Here is a 15599-nt window from a genome sequence, read left to right as displayed (position 1 = left end):
AGGAGAATACAAAATAATATATACAGGTTCAATAGAAATTTAAGAGAATATTAGCGGCGTTCTCACTAAGACCTACAAAGTCAGTAGCTCAACCTGGTCTTGCAGTAAGTCGACCTACTAAATTAGTAGGTAAGCCTGGTAATTCAGTAACCACACTTACTACTTTAGTAGGTTGACCTATAATTTCAATAGCTCTACTTACTAAATGACTAGGACGACCTAGTGATTTAGTAGGTCGTCCTACCATTTTAGTAGGTGATCCTATTAAATTAGTAGGTAGTACCTATCATTTTAATAGGTCCTCCTATGATTTTAATAGGCAGACCTCTCCATTTATTAGGCGATACCTATGATTTTAATAGGTAGTACCTATGAAGATCATAGGACAAGCTATGTATTCCATAGGCGGTGCCTCTCAATTTCATAGGACGACCTCTCCAATTATTAAGTGAAGCTCTTATAATAATAAGCATAAAAAAAGATAGAAGGATTAGCCTCTATCTTTTTTTATTGAAAAGATTATCGTTGTAATGATTTTTACACCAATCTTTTTTCCATGATATGATGCGGCGTATTTACTTCTATGAACTGATCGCCATTTACTTTATAGCCAAAGCGTTCATAAAAGCCAATAGCGGTATTGCGGGCATGCATCATTATGGTTTTATATCCTTTGTCACGTGCTAAGGTTTCGGCAAAGGATAATATTGATTCACCAATGCCTTTTCCCTGTAATTTTTTTTGTACCGCCATCTGTCGTAAACGCAAGGCGCCATTTCCGGTGGGAGAAAGAATGCAGCAGCCAACCATATCTTCATCATCAAAGGCGGCAATTAAAATATCATCCTTTTCTTTTACCAGTTGTTCGTCAGAAAAAGAAAGCCCTAATGGTTTGCGTAAAATATCAAACCGGAGATCCACCATTTGCTTGTATTCCTTAGTGCCGTAGTCTATTTGTTTTAAAGCCATAACAATCGTTTTAAGAATTTCTTTTTCTATAAGTTCAGGAGTTCGCTACAATATATACAATTTTCCCGAATTAAAGTTTTACGCAATTTTAAATGGTAGTAAAGAATTATATGAGTATGACGGTTTTTAAAAGAAAAGTGGTTGTTTATTATTTCTTTGTAATTATTCCAAAAAGTCTATTTTTGCACCTGATTAACTAAACAAATACTACTATGTCAGACATTGCAACAAGAGTAAAAAAAATAATTGTTGACAAACTAGGAGTTGACGAAGCGGAAGTTACCACTGAAGCTTCTTTCACAAACGATTTAGGCGCAGATAGCTTAGACACCGTTGAATTAATTATGGAATTTGAAAAAGAATTCAATATTTCCATTCCTGATGAACAGGCTGAAACCATCACTACCGTTGGTCAGGCTGTTACTTACCTGGAAGAACACGCCAAGTAATTATCTGTTTTAATCGCTGCAGGCAAACTTTTATGGAATTAAAAAGAGTAGTTGTTACCGGATTGGGTGCCATTACCCCGTTAGGTAAAGATGTAGCCAGTTACTGGCAAGGTCTTACAGACGGAGTAAGTGGCTGTGATTTTATTAAACAATTCGATGCATCCAAATTCAAAACAAGGTTTGCCTGCGAGGTTAAAGATTTTGATCCTACGCAATACTTGGATAAAAAAGAAGCCCGTAAAATAGATCGCTTTACACAATTTGCATTAATTGCAAGTGATGAGGCTGTAAAAGATGCCGGCATTAATAAAGACAATGTAGATGTAGATAGAGTGGGGGTTATTTTTGCAAGTGGCATAGGTGGTTTAATTACTTTCCAGGAAGAAGTTACCAATTATGCAACCGGCGATGGTACGCCACGTTTCAATCCTTTCTTTATTCCAAAAATGATATTGGATATTGCCGCAGGGCAAATATCCATGCGTCATGGCTTTAGAGGTCCTAACTATGCTGTGGTGAGTGCTTGCGCATCTTCTACCAATGCAATTGTTGATGCTTTTGATACCATTCGTTTGGGCAAGGCAGATGTAATTGTTACCGGTGGCAGCGAAGCAGTTATCAGCGCTGCAGGTGTTGGTGGTTTTAATGCTATGAAAGCAATGAGCGAAAGAAATGATTCTCCGGCAACCGCCAGTCGTCCTTTTGATAAAGACCGCGATGGGTTTGTTATGGGTGAAGGTGCCGGTACATTGATATTGGAAAGCCTGGACCATGCGTTGGCAAGAGGTGCTAAAATTTATTGTGAGATAGCCGGCGGCGGCGCTACTGCTGATGCACATCATATCACAGCCCCTCATCCGGAAGGGTTGGGCGCTAGAAATGTAATGATAGCTGCATTGAAAGATGCAGGCTTGCAACCGCAGGATATTCACTACATCAACGTACATGGAACCTCTACTCCATTAGGGGATATTGCCGAAACAAAAGCTATTTTAAATGTTTTTGGTGATCACGCTTATAACTTAAATATCAGCTCTACCAAAAGTATGACGGGACATTGCCTTGGCTCTGCCGGTGCGTTGGAAGCATTGGCTTGTATCATGGCAGTTACTAAAAATGTTGTTCCTCCTACTATTAATCATTTCACTGACGATCCTGAGTTAGATCCAAAACTCAACTTTACTTTTAATAAAGCACAACACCGCACCGTAGACGCTGCACTTAGCAACACATTTGGATTTGGTGGTCATAATGCGTCAGTGATCGTTAAAAAGTTTGTTGGTTAGATTTTTTGTAACAAACACTTATTCATTCTTCATCATTGTTGTGTCACTCCCTTGTACATCATTTCTTTATTGAACTATTAACGAATAGTTTTTTATTTTGCCGCAAATAATATTAATTTCGACTAAACTTAGTTTCCAATATTTTGCAATTCATTAAAGATTTATTTAGCGGAACCCACAAAGAGTTTAGAAAACAGCTTAGCAATGTTTTAGGATTTACTCCGGGTAATTTAAGTTTATACAAAACCGCCTTAAGCCATCGCTCTGTACGTGAAGGTGCAGATGAAAATAACGAACGCCTTGAGTTTTTGGGGGATGCTGTATTGAGCTCTGTTGTAGCTCATTATCTTTTTAGAAAATATCCATACAAAGGCGAAGGCTTTCTTACGGAAATGCGCAGCAAAATGGTAAACCGCCAACAGCTGAATGAAATTGGAATAAAGATGGGGTTGAAAAAGATCACCATTTACAATAAGTACGATAGCTCTCTCAAAATTTCTCAAATATTTGGTAATACGCTGGAAGCCTTGATTGGTGCTGTTTATTTGGATAAAGGTTACGATAAAACACAGCAATGGGTTGAAAAATATGTTATTCTCCCTCACTTATTTATCGATGACCTGGAAGCAGTAGAGATCAACATAAAAAATAAATTGTACGGCTGGGCAAATAAAAATGGTAAGGTATTGGATTTTGAGACCTTATCCGAAAGTTTTGAAAACGGTAGGCGTTTATTTACAATAGGAGCCTTAATAGATGGAGAATTGGTTTCGGAAGGAAAAGGATTTAATAAAAAAGATGCCAGCCAGATTGCTGCACAAATAGCTGTAGAAAAATTAGGACTTTAAATAATTATAATTTGTAGTTAACAATTAATAATTATTGGCGTAGTACTGTTTAGTAATTACTAATTATGACATTCGGAATATTAGGAAGTGGAAGCTGGGGAACAGCTCTTGCAAAAATTTTAACCGACAACGGTAATGCTATTTATTGGTGGAACAGGAATGAGGCTACTATCAGCCAAATTAAAAACCGCCGTCACAATCCTCATTATTTAAGTGCAGCTTATTTTGACGTTTCCAAACTAACGTTAACGACTAATGCATCTGAAGTAATTGCTAATTCTGATTGTATTGTAATGGCAGTCCCATCTGCTTACATAGCAGATATCTTAAAAGGATTAGACAAAAACATTTTTAAAGGAAAGAAGATCATTAACGCTATTAAAGGTATTGTGCCCGATAAGAATGTTTTATTGAATGATGTTTTGCAACAGGAATTTGATGTAGAGCTGAAAAATTATTTTGCAGTATTAGGTCCCTGCCACGCAGAAGAAATAGCGGCAGAAAAATTATCTTATCTAACTTTTTCAGGTGTAGATGTAGAGACTACACATGAAATTGCGATGAGGTTTAAGAACGAGTATTTGAATACGGTTGAAAACCATGATATCTATGGAGTTCAATATGCGGCAGTATTAAAAAATATTTATGCAATTGGTGCCGGCATTGCACACGGGTTGGATTATGGAGATAATTTTTTGAGCGTATTGATCGCTAATAGTGCCGATGAAATGGCTGTTTTTTTACGTAAGGTTGGCATCCAGAATATTCAGGTTGGTTCTATTGAGCACGGACAGCACAGAATTGTAAATTTAGAGCACTATACTACCAACTATGCAGCTTCTGTTTATTTAGGCGATCTGTTGGTAACCTGTTATTCGTTGTATAGTCGCAATCGAACGTTTGGCAACATGGTAGGTAAAGGATATTCTGTTAAGTCGGCGCAGCTGGAAATGAATATGGTGGCAGAAGGGTATAATGCCAGCAAATGCATGTATCTCATCAACCAAAAAATAAAAGCCGAAATGCCGATAGCCGAAACGGTGTATAAAATTTTGTGGGAGCAGTTATCAGCAGAAGAAGGATTTAAATTTATAGAAACAGAACTGGTGTGATCCTTAGCTTTCGGTTTCAAACAGGTCTGCAGCAATCCCGTCTGCAAATAATTTTCCTTCGTTAGTAAGTATTAATTGCTGGTCTTCGAATTTTAATTTGCTTTCATACTTTTTGCTTGCGATTTGCAGCTTATTTTTTGCTTCTTCTCCAAATTTATCCTTTACAAAATTTAGATCTAAGCCTTCTATTGTTCTGAGGGATGTCATTATATACTCGTTCAATTGTTGTGTTTTGCTGAGTATCTCTTCTTCAAAAGGAATAATATTTTTGTTTATTGAGTCAATGTAAAATGAATTATTGGCAATATTCCATCTTCTTGTTTTGCCGTTATAAGAATGCGCAGATGGACCAAAGCCATAATAGTTTTTTCCCTGCCAGTAACTGCTGTTGTGTTTGCTTCTCATGCCGGGCTTTGCAAAATTGCTTATTTCATAATGCTCATAGCCTGCAGCATGCATCCAATTCATTAATAATAAAAATTGCCCGGCTTGCTTTTCACTGTCAGTTGGTAACGATTTTTTTGTAGCAATTAATTTATCCAATGCTGTTTTAGGTTCAACAGTTAAAGCATAGCAGGAGATATGGGGAATATTTTTTTCAATAACAATTTCTACATTTCTTTTCCATCCATCATTACTTAAAAGAGGGGAGCCGTAAATTAAATCAATAGAAAAATTGGTAAACCCTTCTTCCATTATTGTATCAATACAAACCAAAGATTCATTGGCATTGTGCGCCCTGTTCATCCATTTTAATTCTTCATCAAAGAAAGATTGAATGCCTACACTTAAACGATTAATACCTGCTTTTTTCCAGTCTTTCAATTTGTTAGAAGTGATATCATCAGGATTTGCTTCTAAAGTGATCTCCGCATTAACAGTAACTAAAAATTTTTTATTCAATGCTTCAAATATTCGTGTGATATCATCTATATCTAAAATGCTTGGCGTACCACCGCCCAGGTAAATGGTTTCGATTTTTTCGGAACATGAATAGGGAGAAGTGAGGTCGATCTCTTTCAGTAAAGCGTCTATAAAGGCTTGCTTTTGTTTTAAGGAAGTAGAAAAATGAAAATTGCAATAATTACAAGCCTGCTTACAAAAGGGAATATGTATATAAATGCCTGACAATAATTTTTTTGATTTAATATTGACAACCGTTTGTAATAGTATGAGCGATAAAAAAAAATTATCAATTATAAATTATCAATTACTAATTCTAATTGTGAGTTTTTTTGTTGCCTCAAAGTCTGCTGCCCAATATCGCTTAAACATAATTTGTATTGACAAAGATAGTTCGTTTCAACAGTCATTAAATCTTCAGACAGATTTTACTACTCAGCTAAGCTGCGCTCAATATGTAAATAAACTACCTGCACAATTAAATGCAAAGGGCTATATAACGGCATCCGTCGATAGTATATTTTATGATTCATTGTATACCACAATCCATTTATATGTAGGCAATAAATATACCTGGGTTAAAATAAATACCGATAGTGTTGATAAAAACGCATTGGATGAAAGCGGCTATATAGCGGCTAATATAGAGAATAAGCCCATCAATATGCAACAGTTGCAACAGATACAGCAACGTATTTTAAATTATTACGAAAAAACGGGCTTCCCTTTTGCAGGCGTTTTTTTAGACAGTATTCAACAAAACGAAAAAGGCATAACCGCACAGCTTAAAGTAAAAGCCGGTCCGTTATATCATATTGACAGTATCCGCATTTACGGCAATACAAAAATATCCAATCGTTTCCTGCAACAATACCTGGGCATTAACAATGGTGATATATACAATATTGAAAAGCTGAAACAGGTAAGCAAAAAACTATCTAACCTGGCTTACGTTCAGGAGTTCCAGGCATCTAACCTAACCATGTTGGGTACAGGTTCTATTTTAAATGTTTACCTGCAACCTAAAAAAAGCAGCCAGGTAGATGTGCTGATAGGCTTAATGCCCACTAATACAGAAACCGGTCAATTGCAACTAACGGGATCGGCTAATCTAAATTTAAAGAATGCTTTTGGTGCCGGAGAAAGCTTATTGCTTAACTGGCAGCAATTGCAACCAAGTTCCCCAAAATTAGATTTAGGGTATCAGCAACCTTATATTTTTAAATCGCCTTTCGGAATTGATTTTTCGTTCAGCATGTTTAAAAAAGATTCTGCCTACCTGCAATTGAATGCACAGTTAGGGTTGCAATATCTTTTGTCCGCCAATCAAACCGGAAAAATATTTATTCAAAGCCAAAGCACTATTTTGTTGGAATCGGGTGTTGATACCAACCAGGTGAAAGCTACCCGGCAGCTGCCTGTTAATATTGATGTTAGTTCTGTAAATGTGGGAATAGACTATCAATGGAATAACACTAATTACCATTTTAATCCTAAGAATGGTAATGATATTAATGTGATAGCAACCGTAGGTATAAAAAATATAGAAAAGAACAATACCATTCTGGCTATAAAAGATCCCACTTTTAATTATGCTTCTTTATACGATTCTTTAAAATTGCGTAGCTATCAATTCAGGATTACGGCAAGTGGCGCACATTATTTTCAATTAGGTAAGCAAAGCACTGTAAAAGGAGCCATGAATATTGGCGTATTCAGCAGCGAAGATGTTTTTAGAAATGAACTGTTTCAGATAGGAGGGTATAAATTATTGCGTGGCTTTGATGAAGAAAGTATTTACGCTACCCAATATGCAGTTGCAACTGCAGAGTATCGTTATTTATTTGGATTGAATTCTTACTTTTTTGGTTTTGTTGACATGGGATGGGTTAAAAATAAATTCCAGGGTGTGGATATTAATAATACGTTTACAGGCTTAGGCATTGGAATGGAGTTTGAAACCAAGGTAGGATTATTGAATATTAGTTATGCTGCCGGCATACGAAATGATGTGCCGTTTGATCTAAGAGAAGCATCCAAGATACATTTCGGGTATATAAACTATTTTTAAATAGCAGTTTTTACTTCATGGAATTCGTTCCCTTAATCGTGTAATAAATACTTACTTTTGTTTAAAACATTCAGAGTTGAAGCGGCTCTTCTATTGGTTACTCCTTATTATATTTCCCGGTTTATTATTTGCACAAGTGCAGGATTCATCTTTTTTAAAAGATTCGCTTGCAATAAAGAAGGATTCGGTAAAAAAAGATACACTTCTTAAAAAAGATTCTGCTATTCTTCCAACCCAGATAAAAAAAACGCCTGTACATGCAAAAAGCTATTTTGATATTGTAGCAACGTCTTTGGCGGAGAATAAATTTGTGAACATAAAAGGTGTTCCGGAGGCCAGCAAAGAAATACTGAAAAAAAGAACACCGCAGGATTTTGTTTTTTACCTGTTGTTGACGGTTACTTTCTTTCTTGCTTTTCTACGACTGTTTTATGCAAGATATTTTCAGAACCTGTTCCAGGTTTTCTTTAATACATCATTACGGCAAAACCAGCTAACCGATCAATTGCTCCAATCAAAACAGGCATCTTTATTTTTCAATATTTTCTTTGTTATAACGAGCGGTGTTTACAGCTATTTTTTGATCCGTCATTACTATGCTGTAAAGCCATCGGAAACAAACTTTATCATCCTTTGTTGTATTGCCTGCCTAACTGTGATCTATATAGGAAAATTCATTGTGTTGAAATTTACAGGATGGCTTACCGGCTATAAAGAAATTACGAATACTTATTTATTTGTAATTTTTTTAATAAATAAGATGACTGCCATATTATTATTGCCGTTAGTGTTCATTTTAGCATTTTCAGACCCGGCATTGGCAAATACAGCCATATTGGTTTCGCTGGTATTATTACTAGTATTGTTGTTTCTTCGCTTTTTTCGTTCTTACGGATTATTGCAAAACAAATTAAAAGTCAGCAGGTTTCATTTCTTTATTTATATAATAGGTACAGAAGCTCTACCGCTTTTACTGATTTACAAGGTATTAATGATTTTGTTAATCAAAAATCTATAACTTTGCACTACCATTGGGAATAATATATGGTTAAAAACGGGGAAAAACACACTGAAAATAAGGCGGTAAAGAAGATTCTCATTACACAACCCAAGCCGGAAGGAGAAAAATCGCCGTACTTCGATCTTGCCAGAAAATACGACATCGAGTTGCATTTTCATCCTTTTATTATCGTAGAAGGAATTCCGGCAAAAGAATTTCGCAAGCAAAAAATAGACATTCCAAATTATACGGCTGTGATTTTTACCAGCCGCAATGCTATAGATCATTTTTTCCGCATTTGCGAGGAGATGAAGATCAGCATTTCCCAGGATACTAAATATTTCTGCATTACCGAAGCGGTAGCTTTATATCTTCAAAAGTTTATTTTATACAGAAAGCGTAAAGTTTTTTATGGCGCTGATGGAAGCAATAAAAGCTTGTTTGATGTAATTAATAAACATAAGGAAAACGAAAAATTTTTATACCCCACTTCAGAATCGTTTGATAGCGAAATAACCAACTGGTTAAAATCACATCATTGTGAATATGCTACACCGGTTTTATACAGGATCATCAGCAATGATATTAAAGAAGTAATTGCACGCAATTTTGACGTTATTTGTTTTTTCACACCCGGCGGTGTTAAAAGCTTGCTTGAGAATTTTCCTAAATACAAGCAAAACGGAACAAAGATCGGAGCATTTGGTGCCAATACTTTTAAAGCAGCAGAAGATGCTGGTTTAACTTTAGATATTAAGGCACCGCAACCTCAGGCACCCAGTATGGTTTCTGCGTTGGAACTTTTCCTCGCTTCTCTTAGAAAAAAATAATCCAAATTTTGGAATTACAGACCGGGGGAATTTTATAAATGAGATGAATCTCATGTTTCCTTGATATTGTTCTTCTATAATCTGGAATTACTATGCTTTACCTTTGAAGCATAAACAATTCAAAATTCCCAAATGTCCACCAATCGGTTAATACACGAAACCAGTCCTTATTTATTACAACATGCACATAACCCGGTAGATTGGTATCCATGGGGTGAAGAAGCGTTGCAGAAAGCAAAAGAATTGAATAGACCAATATTAGTAAGTATTGGATATTCGGCTTGTCATTGGTGTCATGTAATGGAAAGGGAAAGTTTTGAAGATCAGTCCACAGCCCTTATCATGAATGAGCATTTCATTAATATAAAGATCGATAGGGAAGAGCGCCCTGATCTGGACCATGTCTATATGGATGCCGTACAGGCAATGTCGGGTAGCGGCGGCTGGCCCCTAAATGTTTTTCTTACACCCGATGCCCAGCCTTTTTATGGGGGTACTTATTTTCCACCCGTGCAGGCATTTAATCGTTCATCGTGGAAAGAGGTATTAATGGCAATTGCAACCGCCTGGAAAGAGCGTCGGGATGAGATTATAAGCCAGGCTGATAATATGGTCAATTACCTGCGGCAGTCCAACAGTTTCGGACAGGCAAAAAATGCTGCAATTGTTCCTGAGCATAATTTAATGGAACATTGCCATGAAATATTTCAAACCATAATGGACACGGCTGATAAAGAATGGGGCGGTTTTGGCAGAGCTCCAAAATTTCCGCAAACCTTTACCATACAGTTTTTACTTCAGTATTATCATTTCACAAAAGAAAAAACCGCACTGGACCAGGCATTGCTTTCAATTGATAAAATGTTGCAAGGAGGTATTTATGATCATATTGCCGGAGGATTAGCCCGCTATAGTACGGATAAAGAATGGCTGGCTCCGCACTTTGAAAAAATGCTGTATGATAATGCCTTATTGATAAATGTACTTTGCGATGCGTACCAGCTTACACGTAACGATCACTATGAAAAAGCGATCCATAAAACCATTGCTTTTGTACAAAATGAATTGGGTAATGTTACGGGCGGCTTTTATGCGGCTTTAGATGCTGATAGCGAAGGAGAAGAAGGCAGGTATTATGTGTGGCAAAAAAAAGAAATTGAAAATATTCTTAATGACGATGCTGAATTGTTTTGTAACTGTTTTGATGTAACGGAGCACGGTAATTGGGAAGAAAAGAACATACTGAGGGTGCTTGTGCCTTTGGAAAAGTTTGCAAAAGACAATTTTCTGGAGCCCAAAGATTTTGAAGACAAGATGAGCACTTGTTTACAAAAGCTATCCGTTGAAAGAGACAAGCGCACACGTCCGGGGCTGGATGATAAAATTATTTTAAGCTGGAACTTATTAATGGTAAAAGCGCTTTGCAAAGCGGCTGCAGCTTTAAATAATGATAGGTATAAAGATCTTGCTGAAGAAACTATTGCATTTATTGAGGCAAATTTTCCCGAATCTTCTTTAAAGCTCTTCCATACCTTTAAAAATGACGTTGCTAAAAATCCTGCTTTTCTGGATGATTATGCTTACTTGATAGACGCTTATATTCATCTTTATGAAATAACACTTAAGCAAGACTACCTGTACATAGCAAAACAGTATGCTGAATATACAATACAACAATTTGGCGATACAAATTCTCCCTATTTCTTCTTTACCGCAAATGATCAAAATGATATTATTGTCCGTAAAAAAGAGATTTATGATGGAGCAACACCTGCGGGCAACTCTGTTATGGCCAGTAACTTATTAAAATTATCTGTCATTTTCGACAAGTCCGAGTGGAGGACTAGGGCAGATGAAATGTTGGACGGATTATTACCATTATTAAAAAAATATCCGGGCTCTTTTGGTCAATGGACAATATTTTTACTACAAAAAGTTGTTGGCATTAATGAAATAGCGATAATAGGAGAAGATTATCAAAAATTTAATCTTGAAATAACAAAGCAGTATATACCAAATAAAATATTAATGTGTTCGGCAAAAACAGATGCTCAATTTCCTTTATTGGATAAAAAAACTGCCAAAGAAACGTTAATTTACCTATGTAAAAACTATGCTTGCTTAGAGCCTGTTAGTACGGCACAGGATTTGCTAAATAAACTGTCCAAAAATTGAGTAAAAGAGCAATATTTGATTGAAATAAACGTTTACTTTCTTTATGATAATTAGGTAATTATTAAATTTTTCATAAAAGAATTGAAAATGTACACAATTGAAAATAATCATTATATTTGCCCATTATTCCCAAAGTATAAGAAAATGAAGAATCGCTTGCTAATTATTGTGGCTGTAGTTGCTACCGCTACCTCTATACAAAGTTGTTCTAAAAAGAGTGGTAGTACTCTTCCTCCTGACGGACAATTGCACGGAGTTGCTCCCGGTGCCCGTTGGATGATGACACAGCCGTATGGTATGGTATACGTACCACCAGGGACCTTCCACATGGGCCCAAGCGATGAAGATATCAATTACAATTTTACCGCACGCAACAGGCAGGTTTCCATCAGCGGCTTTTGGATGGATGCTACTGAAATCACCAATAATCAATATCGTCAGTTCACTAATTGGGTTAGAGACTCAATTGCTGCTAAATTGATGGGATATGTAAAGCAAACAAAAGATGGTCGTGAATTGATCGATCCTAAAAAAGCGGCTACTATTAAATGGGGTGATAACAAGACATTGGAAAAGATCGATGCTATGTTGTTTACTCCTGACAACAGAATTTTTGACAAAAAAGAAATTGATCCTGCTAAAATAGTTTTCCACTCTGAAACTTTCGATTATAAAGAAGCTGCAAAAAGAGAAAACGAAAGCGAACCCCGTTCTAAATTTATTGTAAAAAAAGACGTAAAAGTTTACCCTGATACATTATGCTGGATAAGAGATTTTTCTTACTCTTATAACGAGCCAATGTCTAAAAAATACTTTGCTCACCCTGCTTTCGGGAATTATCCTGTAGTAGGTATTAACTGGAAACAGGCAACTGCTTTCTGCGAATGGAGAACACATTATTACAATGCGTTCTTAGAAAGCAAAAACAGAGCATCAGAATCTGATTTCAGACTTCCAACAGAAGCTCAATGGGAATATGCAGCCCGTGGCGGTCGTTCACAAGCACCTTATCCTTGGGGCGGTCCTTATTTAAGAAATAAAAAAGGTTGTTTGTTAGCCAACTTTAAACCAGGTCGTGGTAACTATCCGGAAGACGGAGGTTATTACACAGTAAGAGCCGATGCTTATTGGCCGAACGATTTTGGTTTATATTGTATGGCTGGTAATGTTGCAGAATGGACATCTTCTTTATATTATGAAGGTGGTTATTCTTTCCAACATGATGAAAACCCGGATATTCGTTATAACGCAAAAGAGTCTGACCCTCCACGTATGAAACGTAAAGTTATTCGTGGCGGTAGCTGGAAAGATGTGGCTTATTATCTTCAAACAAGCACACGTACATACGAATATCAGGATACGTCAAAATCATATATCGGTTTCAGAACTGTGATCGACTTACCTCCTTCGATGCAAAAACGTGGTAAGTAGAAAAAAATTCCAAAAGTTTATAACTAACTAATTAGAGAAGTATCTTATGGCTTATAAGTTTAGGCTTAAGGGGTACTTATTGTAAAATCGTAATTAACTATTTAAATATTTTGTCTTTAATTAAAATTAATCAATTCTAAAAACGAAAAAAATGGCAGCAGCAATTCCTCCTAAAGTAAGCAAAATCTTCGACGTAGGTGTATCAATAGCAGCAGCAGCGGTTATCTTTGGTGCTCTTCAAAAAATTCTTCATACTCCAATCGCCGATTTATGGCTTAAGATTGGTCTTTATACAGAGGCTGTGATCTTCTTAGGTTATGGTGTGCTTTATTTAATATTTCCTGCAATTGATGACCAGGAAGTTCATTTACCGGGCGGTGCAAAATTAGGAGCTGAAGCAAATCCTGCTTTAGGTTCTTTAGATAAAATGTTACAGGAAGCTGATATTACTCCTACTAATTTGAAAAAATTAGGAGAAGGATTTAATAAATTAGGCGGTACTGTTAACAACATGACTGAAATTGGAGATGTTGTAAAATCAACAGGCGATTTTTCTGCTAAAACTAAAGAAGCTACAACAGCTATCGGTTCTATGGCAACTGCCTTTACAAACAGTGCAGCTACAATGGCATCCTTTAACAATGCTTCTGAAAGTGCAAGAGGTTTCCACGAACAAGTACAGGTATTAACCAAAAACTTAGGTTCTTTAAATACTATTTACGAATTGGAATTGAAAGAAAGCAACAACCACTTGAAATCATTAAACAACTTCTACGGTAAATTAGCGGAAGCTAGTGAATCTTTAACCGGAAGCGTAGAAGATGCTAAGAAAGCAAAAGAACAAATTGGTGCTTTGGCTACTAACCTTAGCAAATTGAATTCAGTATATGGTAATATGCTGACTGCAATGCAAGGTCGTCAATAAGACTCCTTGGTGATTTATAAAATTAATTTCAAACAACAACCGTAAATTTAAAATACTATGGCTTTACCTAAAGAGCCCCGACAGAAGATGATCAACATCATGTACCTGGTGTTGACAGCCTTACTGGCTTTAAACGTTTCGTCGGAAATTTTGAACGCTTTTAAAGTAGTTGATAAAAGTTTGCAAACGTCAAATAAGAATATCGCAAACTCAAACGCTACTATTTATGAGTCATTAAAAGAAAAAATGAATGACGCAGGTACAAAAGAAAAAGCAACTATCTGGAATGCTAAAGCTGAACAGGTAAAAAAATTGTCTGACGATATGTATAAATACATAGACGATTTAAAAGATGCTCTTAAAAAGGAAGCAGGATTAAAAATGCAGAAAGATGAATCAGGTAACGAAGTTCCTGTATTCAATGAGTCTGATCTGGAAGCTGCTACTCGCTTATTTGGTAACGGACCTGGCGGTGGTAATAAAGGCGTTGAATTGCAAAATAAATTGAATGCATACAAAAAAGACATGCTAGGTATTGATACAGGAATAGCGGCAGCTTATACAAAAAATTTCCCTGTAGATGCAAGCAATCCTATTGGACAGGATGGAAAAGAAAAGGAATTTACTGAAGGCTATTTTCACATGACTCCTACTGTTGCAGCGTTAACTTTATTAAGTAAATTTCAGAATAACATAAAAAATGCTGAGAATTTAGAAGCTACTTACTGTCACACACAAGTTGGCGCAGTTAAATTAGTTTTTAATAAGTTTAAACCTATCGCTACAACAAGCTCTACTTATTTAATGCCTGGAGAAAAAATGACTGTTACTGCAGGTGTGGGTGCATTTAATGATGCGGTACAACCTCAAATTTCTATCGGCGGAACTCCAGTTGCTTTAAACGATGAAGGTGTTGCAACAAAAGAAATTACAGCCAGCGGCGGCGGAGATCAAAAAGTACACGTTTCTATTGTATATACAAAACCTGATGGAACAAAAGATAACTTAGACACTGATATACCTTATACAGTAGGTAAACCTGCAGGAGCAAGTGTTTCTTTGGATAAGCTGAATGTATTCTACATTGGTTTGGATAACCCAATTACAGTTGGTTCTCCAACAGGTATGGATAGAACAAAAGTAAGTGGTAACAACTGTTCCGTTTCAATGAATGGCGCACATGGTACTGTTAAAGTAACAGCTCCGGGTGAATGTTCCATTACTGTATCTCCTCAAGGAAGTACTTCAATTACTTTACCTTTCCGTATCAAAAGAATTCCTGAACCTGAAATTAAAGTAGGACCAGGTAAAGCACGTATGGCGTCTGTTGAATTTAAAAGCCAGCAGTTCTGCCGTGCTGATATGGGACCTGATTTTATCTATGATGTACATTATAATGTTATCAGTGCTACTGTTTATTTCTCAGGAGCAAACTTCAGCAACGTTATTACTGCATCAATAAATGGACCTAGTTTAGCACCACTTGCTACATATATGCAAAGGTGTGGACCTGGTAGTTCAATCACTTTTGACAACGTAAAAGTTTCCGGACCAGATGGTGTAAGAGTAATAGAAGGTAAATCGTTTACTTTGTATTAAT

Annotated in this window: 14 protein-coding genes; 11 read left to right on the top strand and 3 right to left on the bottom strand. The window is 36.3% G+C overall.

All coding sequences use genetic code 11. The annotated features are described in order from the left end of the window. Positions 1 to 88: 88 nt before the first annotated feature. Positions 89 to 247, bottom strand: coding sequence for a hypothetical protein (locus K9M53_RS14105; protein WP_224016040.1), 159 nt, complete (start codon positions 245 to 247; stop codon positions 89 to 91). A gap of 290 nt (positions 248 to 537) precedes the next feature. After that, entirely contained in the window at positions 538 to 969 is a 432-nt protein-coding gene (locus tag K9M53_RS14100; protein WP_224016039.1) for a GNAT family N-acetyltransferase, read from the bottom strand. A gap of 212 nt (positions 970 to 1181) precedes the next feature. On the opposite strand from K9M53_RS14100, the gene K9M53_RS14095 reads away from it, so the two are divergent. The 4 genes from K9M53_RS14095 (at position 1182) to K9M53_RS14080 (ending at position 4664) form a co-directional block, all read left to right on the top strand. Continuing rightward, positions 1182 to 1418, top strand: coding sequence for an acyl carrier protein (locus K9M53_RS14095; RefSeq protein WP_147189896.1), 237 nt, complete (start codon positions 1182 to 1184; stop codon positions 1416 to 1418). Positions 1419 to 1450: 32 nt separating this feature from the next. After that, the gene (fabF, locus tag K9M53_RS14090) at positions 1451 to 2704 is read left to right on the top strand and encodes a beta-ketoacyl-ACP synthase II (protein WP_224016036.1); all 1254 of its coding nucleotides are present in this window, start codon (positions 1451 to 1453) and stop codon (positions 2702 to 2704) included. A 143-nt stretch (positions 2705 to 2847) separates the two neighbouring features. Beyond that, positions 2848 to 3552, top strand: a complete 705-nt coding sequence (rnc, locus tag K9M53_RS14085; protein WP_224016034.1) for a ribonuclease III — start codon at positions 2848 to 2850, stop codon at positions 3550 to 3552. A gap of 65 nt (positions 3553 to 3617) precedes the next feature. Further along, positions 3618 to 4664, top strand: coding sequence for an NAD(P)H-dependent glycerol-3-phosphate dehydrogenase (locus tag K9M53_RS14080; RefSeq protein WP_224016031.1), 1047 nt, complete (start codon positions 3618 to 3620; stop codon positions 4662 to 4664). Positions 4665 to 4667: 3 nt separating this feature from the next. Here the strand turns inward: K9M53_RS14080 and hemW are convergent, their stop codons facing one another. Beyond that, positions 4668 to 5795 carry a radical SAM family heme chaperone HemW gene (gene hemW / locus K9M53_RS14075; protein WP_224016030.1) on the bottom strand — a complete coding sequence of 376 codons (1128 nt, stop codon included), beginning with the start codon at positions 5793 to 5795 and terminating at the stop codon, positions 4668 to 4670. Between the two features lie 94 nt (positions 5796 to 5889). On the opposite strand from hemW, the gene K9M53_RS14070 reads away from it, so the two are divergent. The 7 genes from K9M53_RS14070 to porM all read left to right on the top strand — a co-directional run bounded on the left by K9M53_RS14070 (position 5890) and on the right by porM (position 15598). Then, a complete protein-coding gene (locus K9M53_RS14070; RefSeq protein ID WP_224016028.1) occupies positions 5890 to 7638 on the top strand; it encodes a POTRA domain-containing protein in 1749 nt (582 codons plus the stop codon). A 76-nt stretch (positions 7639 to 7714) separates the two neighbouring features. Next, the gene (locus tag K9M53_RS14065) at positions 7715 to 8656 is read left to right on the top strand and encodes a DUF4271 domain-containing protein (RefSeq protein WP_224016027.1); all 942 of its coding nucleotides are present in this window, start codon (positions 7715 to 7717) and stop codon (positions 8654 to 8656) included. Positions 8657 to 8682: 26 nt separating this feature from the next. Further along, positions 8683 to 9468, top strand: a complete 786-nt coding sequence (locus tag K9M53_RS14060; protein ID WP_224016025.1) for a uroporphyrinogen-III synthase — start codon at positions 8683 to 8685, stop codon at positions 9466 to 9468. Between the two features lie 132 nt (positions 9469 to 9600). After that, entirely contained in the window at positions 9601 to 11643 is a 2043-nt protein-coding gene (locus K9M53_RS14055) for a thioredoxin domain-containing protein (RefSeq protein WP_224016023.1), read from the top strand. Between the two features lie 144 nt (positions 11644 to 11787). Next, positions 11788 to 13074 (top strand): T9SS ring complex lipoprotein PorK/GldK, encoded by a 1287-nt coding sequence (gene porK / locus K9M53_RS14050; protein ID WP_224016021.1) that lies wholly within the window; start codon positions 11788 to 11790, stop codon positions 13072 to 13074. 151 nt (positions 13075 to 13225) lie between these two features. Beyond that, complete coding sequence (porL, locus tag K9M53_RS14045) at positions 13226 to 13999, top strand: type IX secretion system motor protein PorL/GldL (protein ID WP_224016019.1); 774 nt, start codon at positions 13226 to 13228, stop codon at positions 13997 to 13999. A gap of 57 nt (positions 14000 to 14056) precedes the next feature. Beyond that, positions 14057 to 15598, top strand: a complete 1542-nt coding sequence (gene porM / locus K9M53_RS14040; protein ID WP_224016017.1) for a type IX secretion system motor protein PorM/GldM — start codon at positions 14057 to 14059, stop codon at positions 15596 to 15598. Position 15599: the final 1 nt, after the last annotated feature.

Source organism: Ferruginibacter albus (assembly GCF_020042285.1).
GTDB lineage: Bacteria > Bacteroidota > Bacteroidia > Chitinophagales > Chitinophagaceae > Ferruginibacter > Ferruginibacter albus.
Note: the sequence above shows the minus strand (reverse complement) of the source record. Positions and strands in the feature narration are given on the sequence as shown.

Coding starts and splice junctions, on each gene's coding strand:
- K9M53_RS14105 (WP_224016040.1), bottom strand. CDS start 247: ATGGTAGGACGACCTACTAAATCACTAGGTCGTCCTAGTCATTTAGTA.
- K9M53_RS14100 (WP_224016039.1), bottom strand. CDS start 969: ATGGCTTTAAAACAAATAGACTACGGCACTAAGGAATACAAGCAAATG.
- K9M53_RS14095 (WP_147189896.1), top strand. CDS start 1,182: ATGTCAGACATTGCAACAAGAGTAAAAAAAATAATTGTTGACAAACTA.
- fabF (WP_224016036.1), top strand. CDS start 1,451: ATGGAATTAAAAAGAGTAGTTGTTACCGGATTGGGTGCCATTACCCCG.
- K9M53_RS14080 (WP_224016031.1), top strand. CDS start 3,618: ATGACATTCGGAATATTAGGAAGTGGAAGCTGGGGAACAGCTCTTGCA.
- K9M53_RS14060 (WP_224016025.1), top strand. CDS start 8,683: ATGGTTAAAAACGGGGAAAAACACACTGAAAATAAGGCGGTAAAGAAG.
- K9M53_RS14055 (WP_224016023.1), top strand. CDS start 9,601: ATGTCCACCAATCGGTTAATACACGAAACCAGTCCTTATTTATTACAA.
- porK (WP_224016021.1), top strand. CDS start 11,788: ATGAAGAATCGCTTGCTAATTATTGTGGCTGTAGTTGCTACCGCTACC.
- porL (WP_224016019.1), top strand. CDS start 13,226: ATGGCAGCAGCAATTCCTCCTAAAGTAAGCAAAATCTTCGACGTAGGT.
- porM (WP_224016017.1), top strand. CDS start 14,057: ATGGCTTTACCTAAAGAGCCCCGACAGAAGATGATCAACATCATGTAC.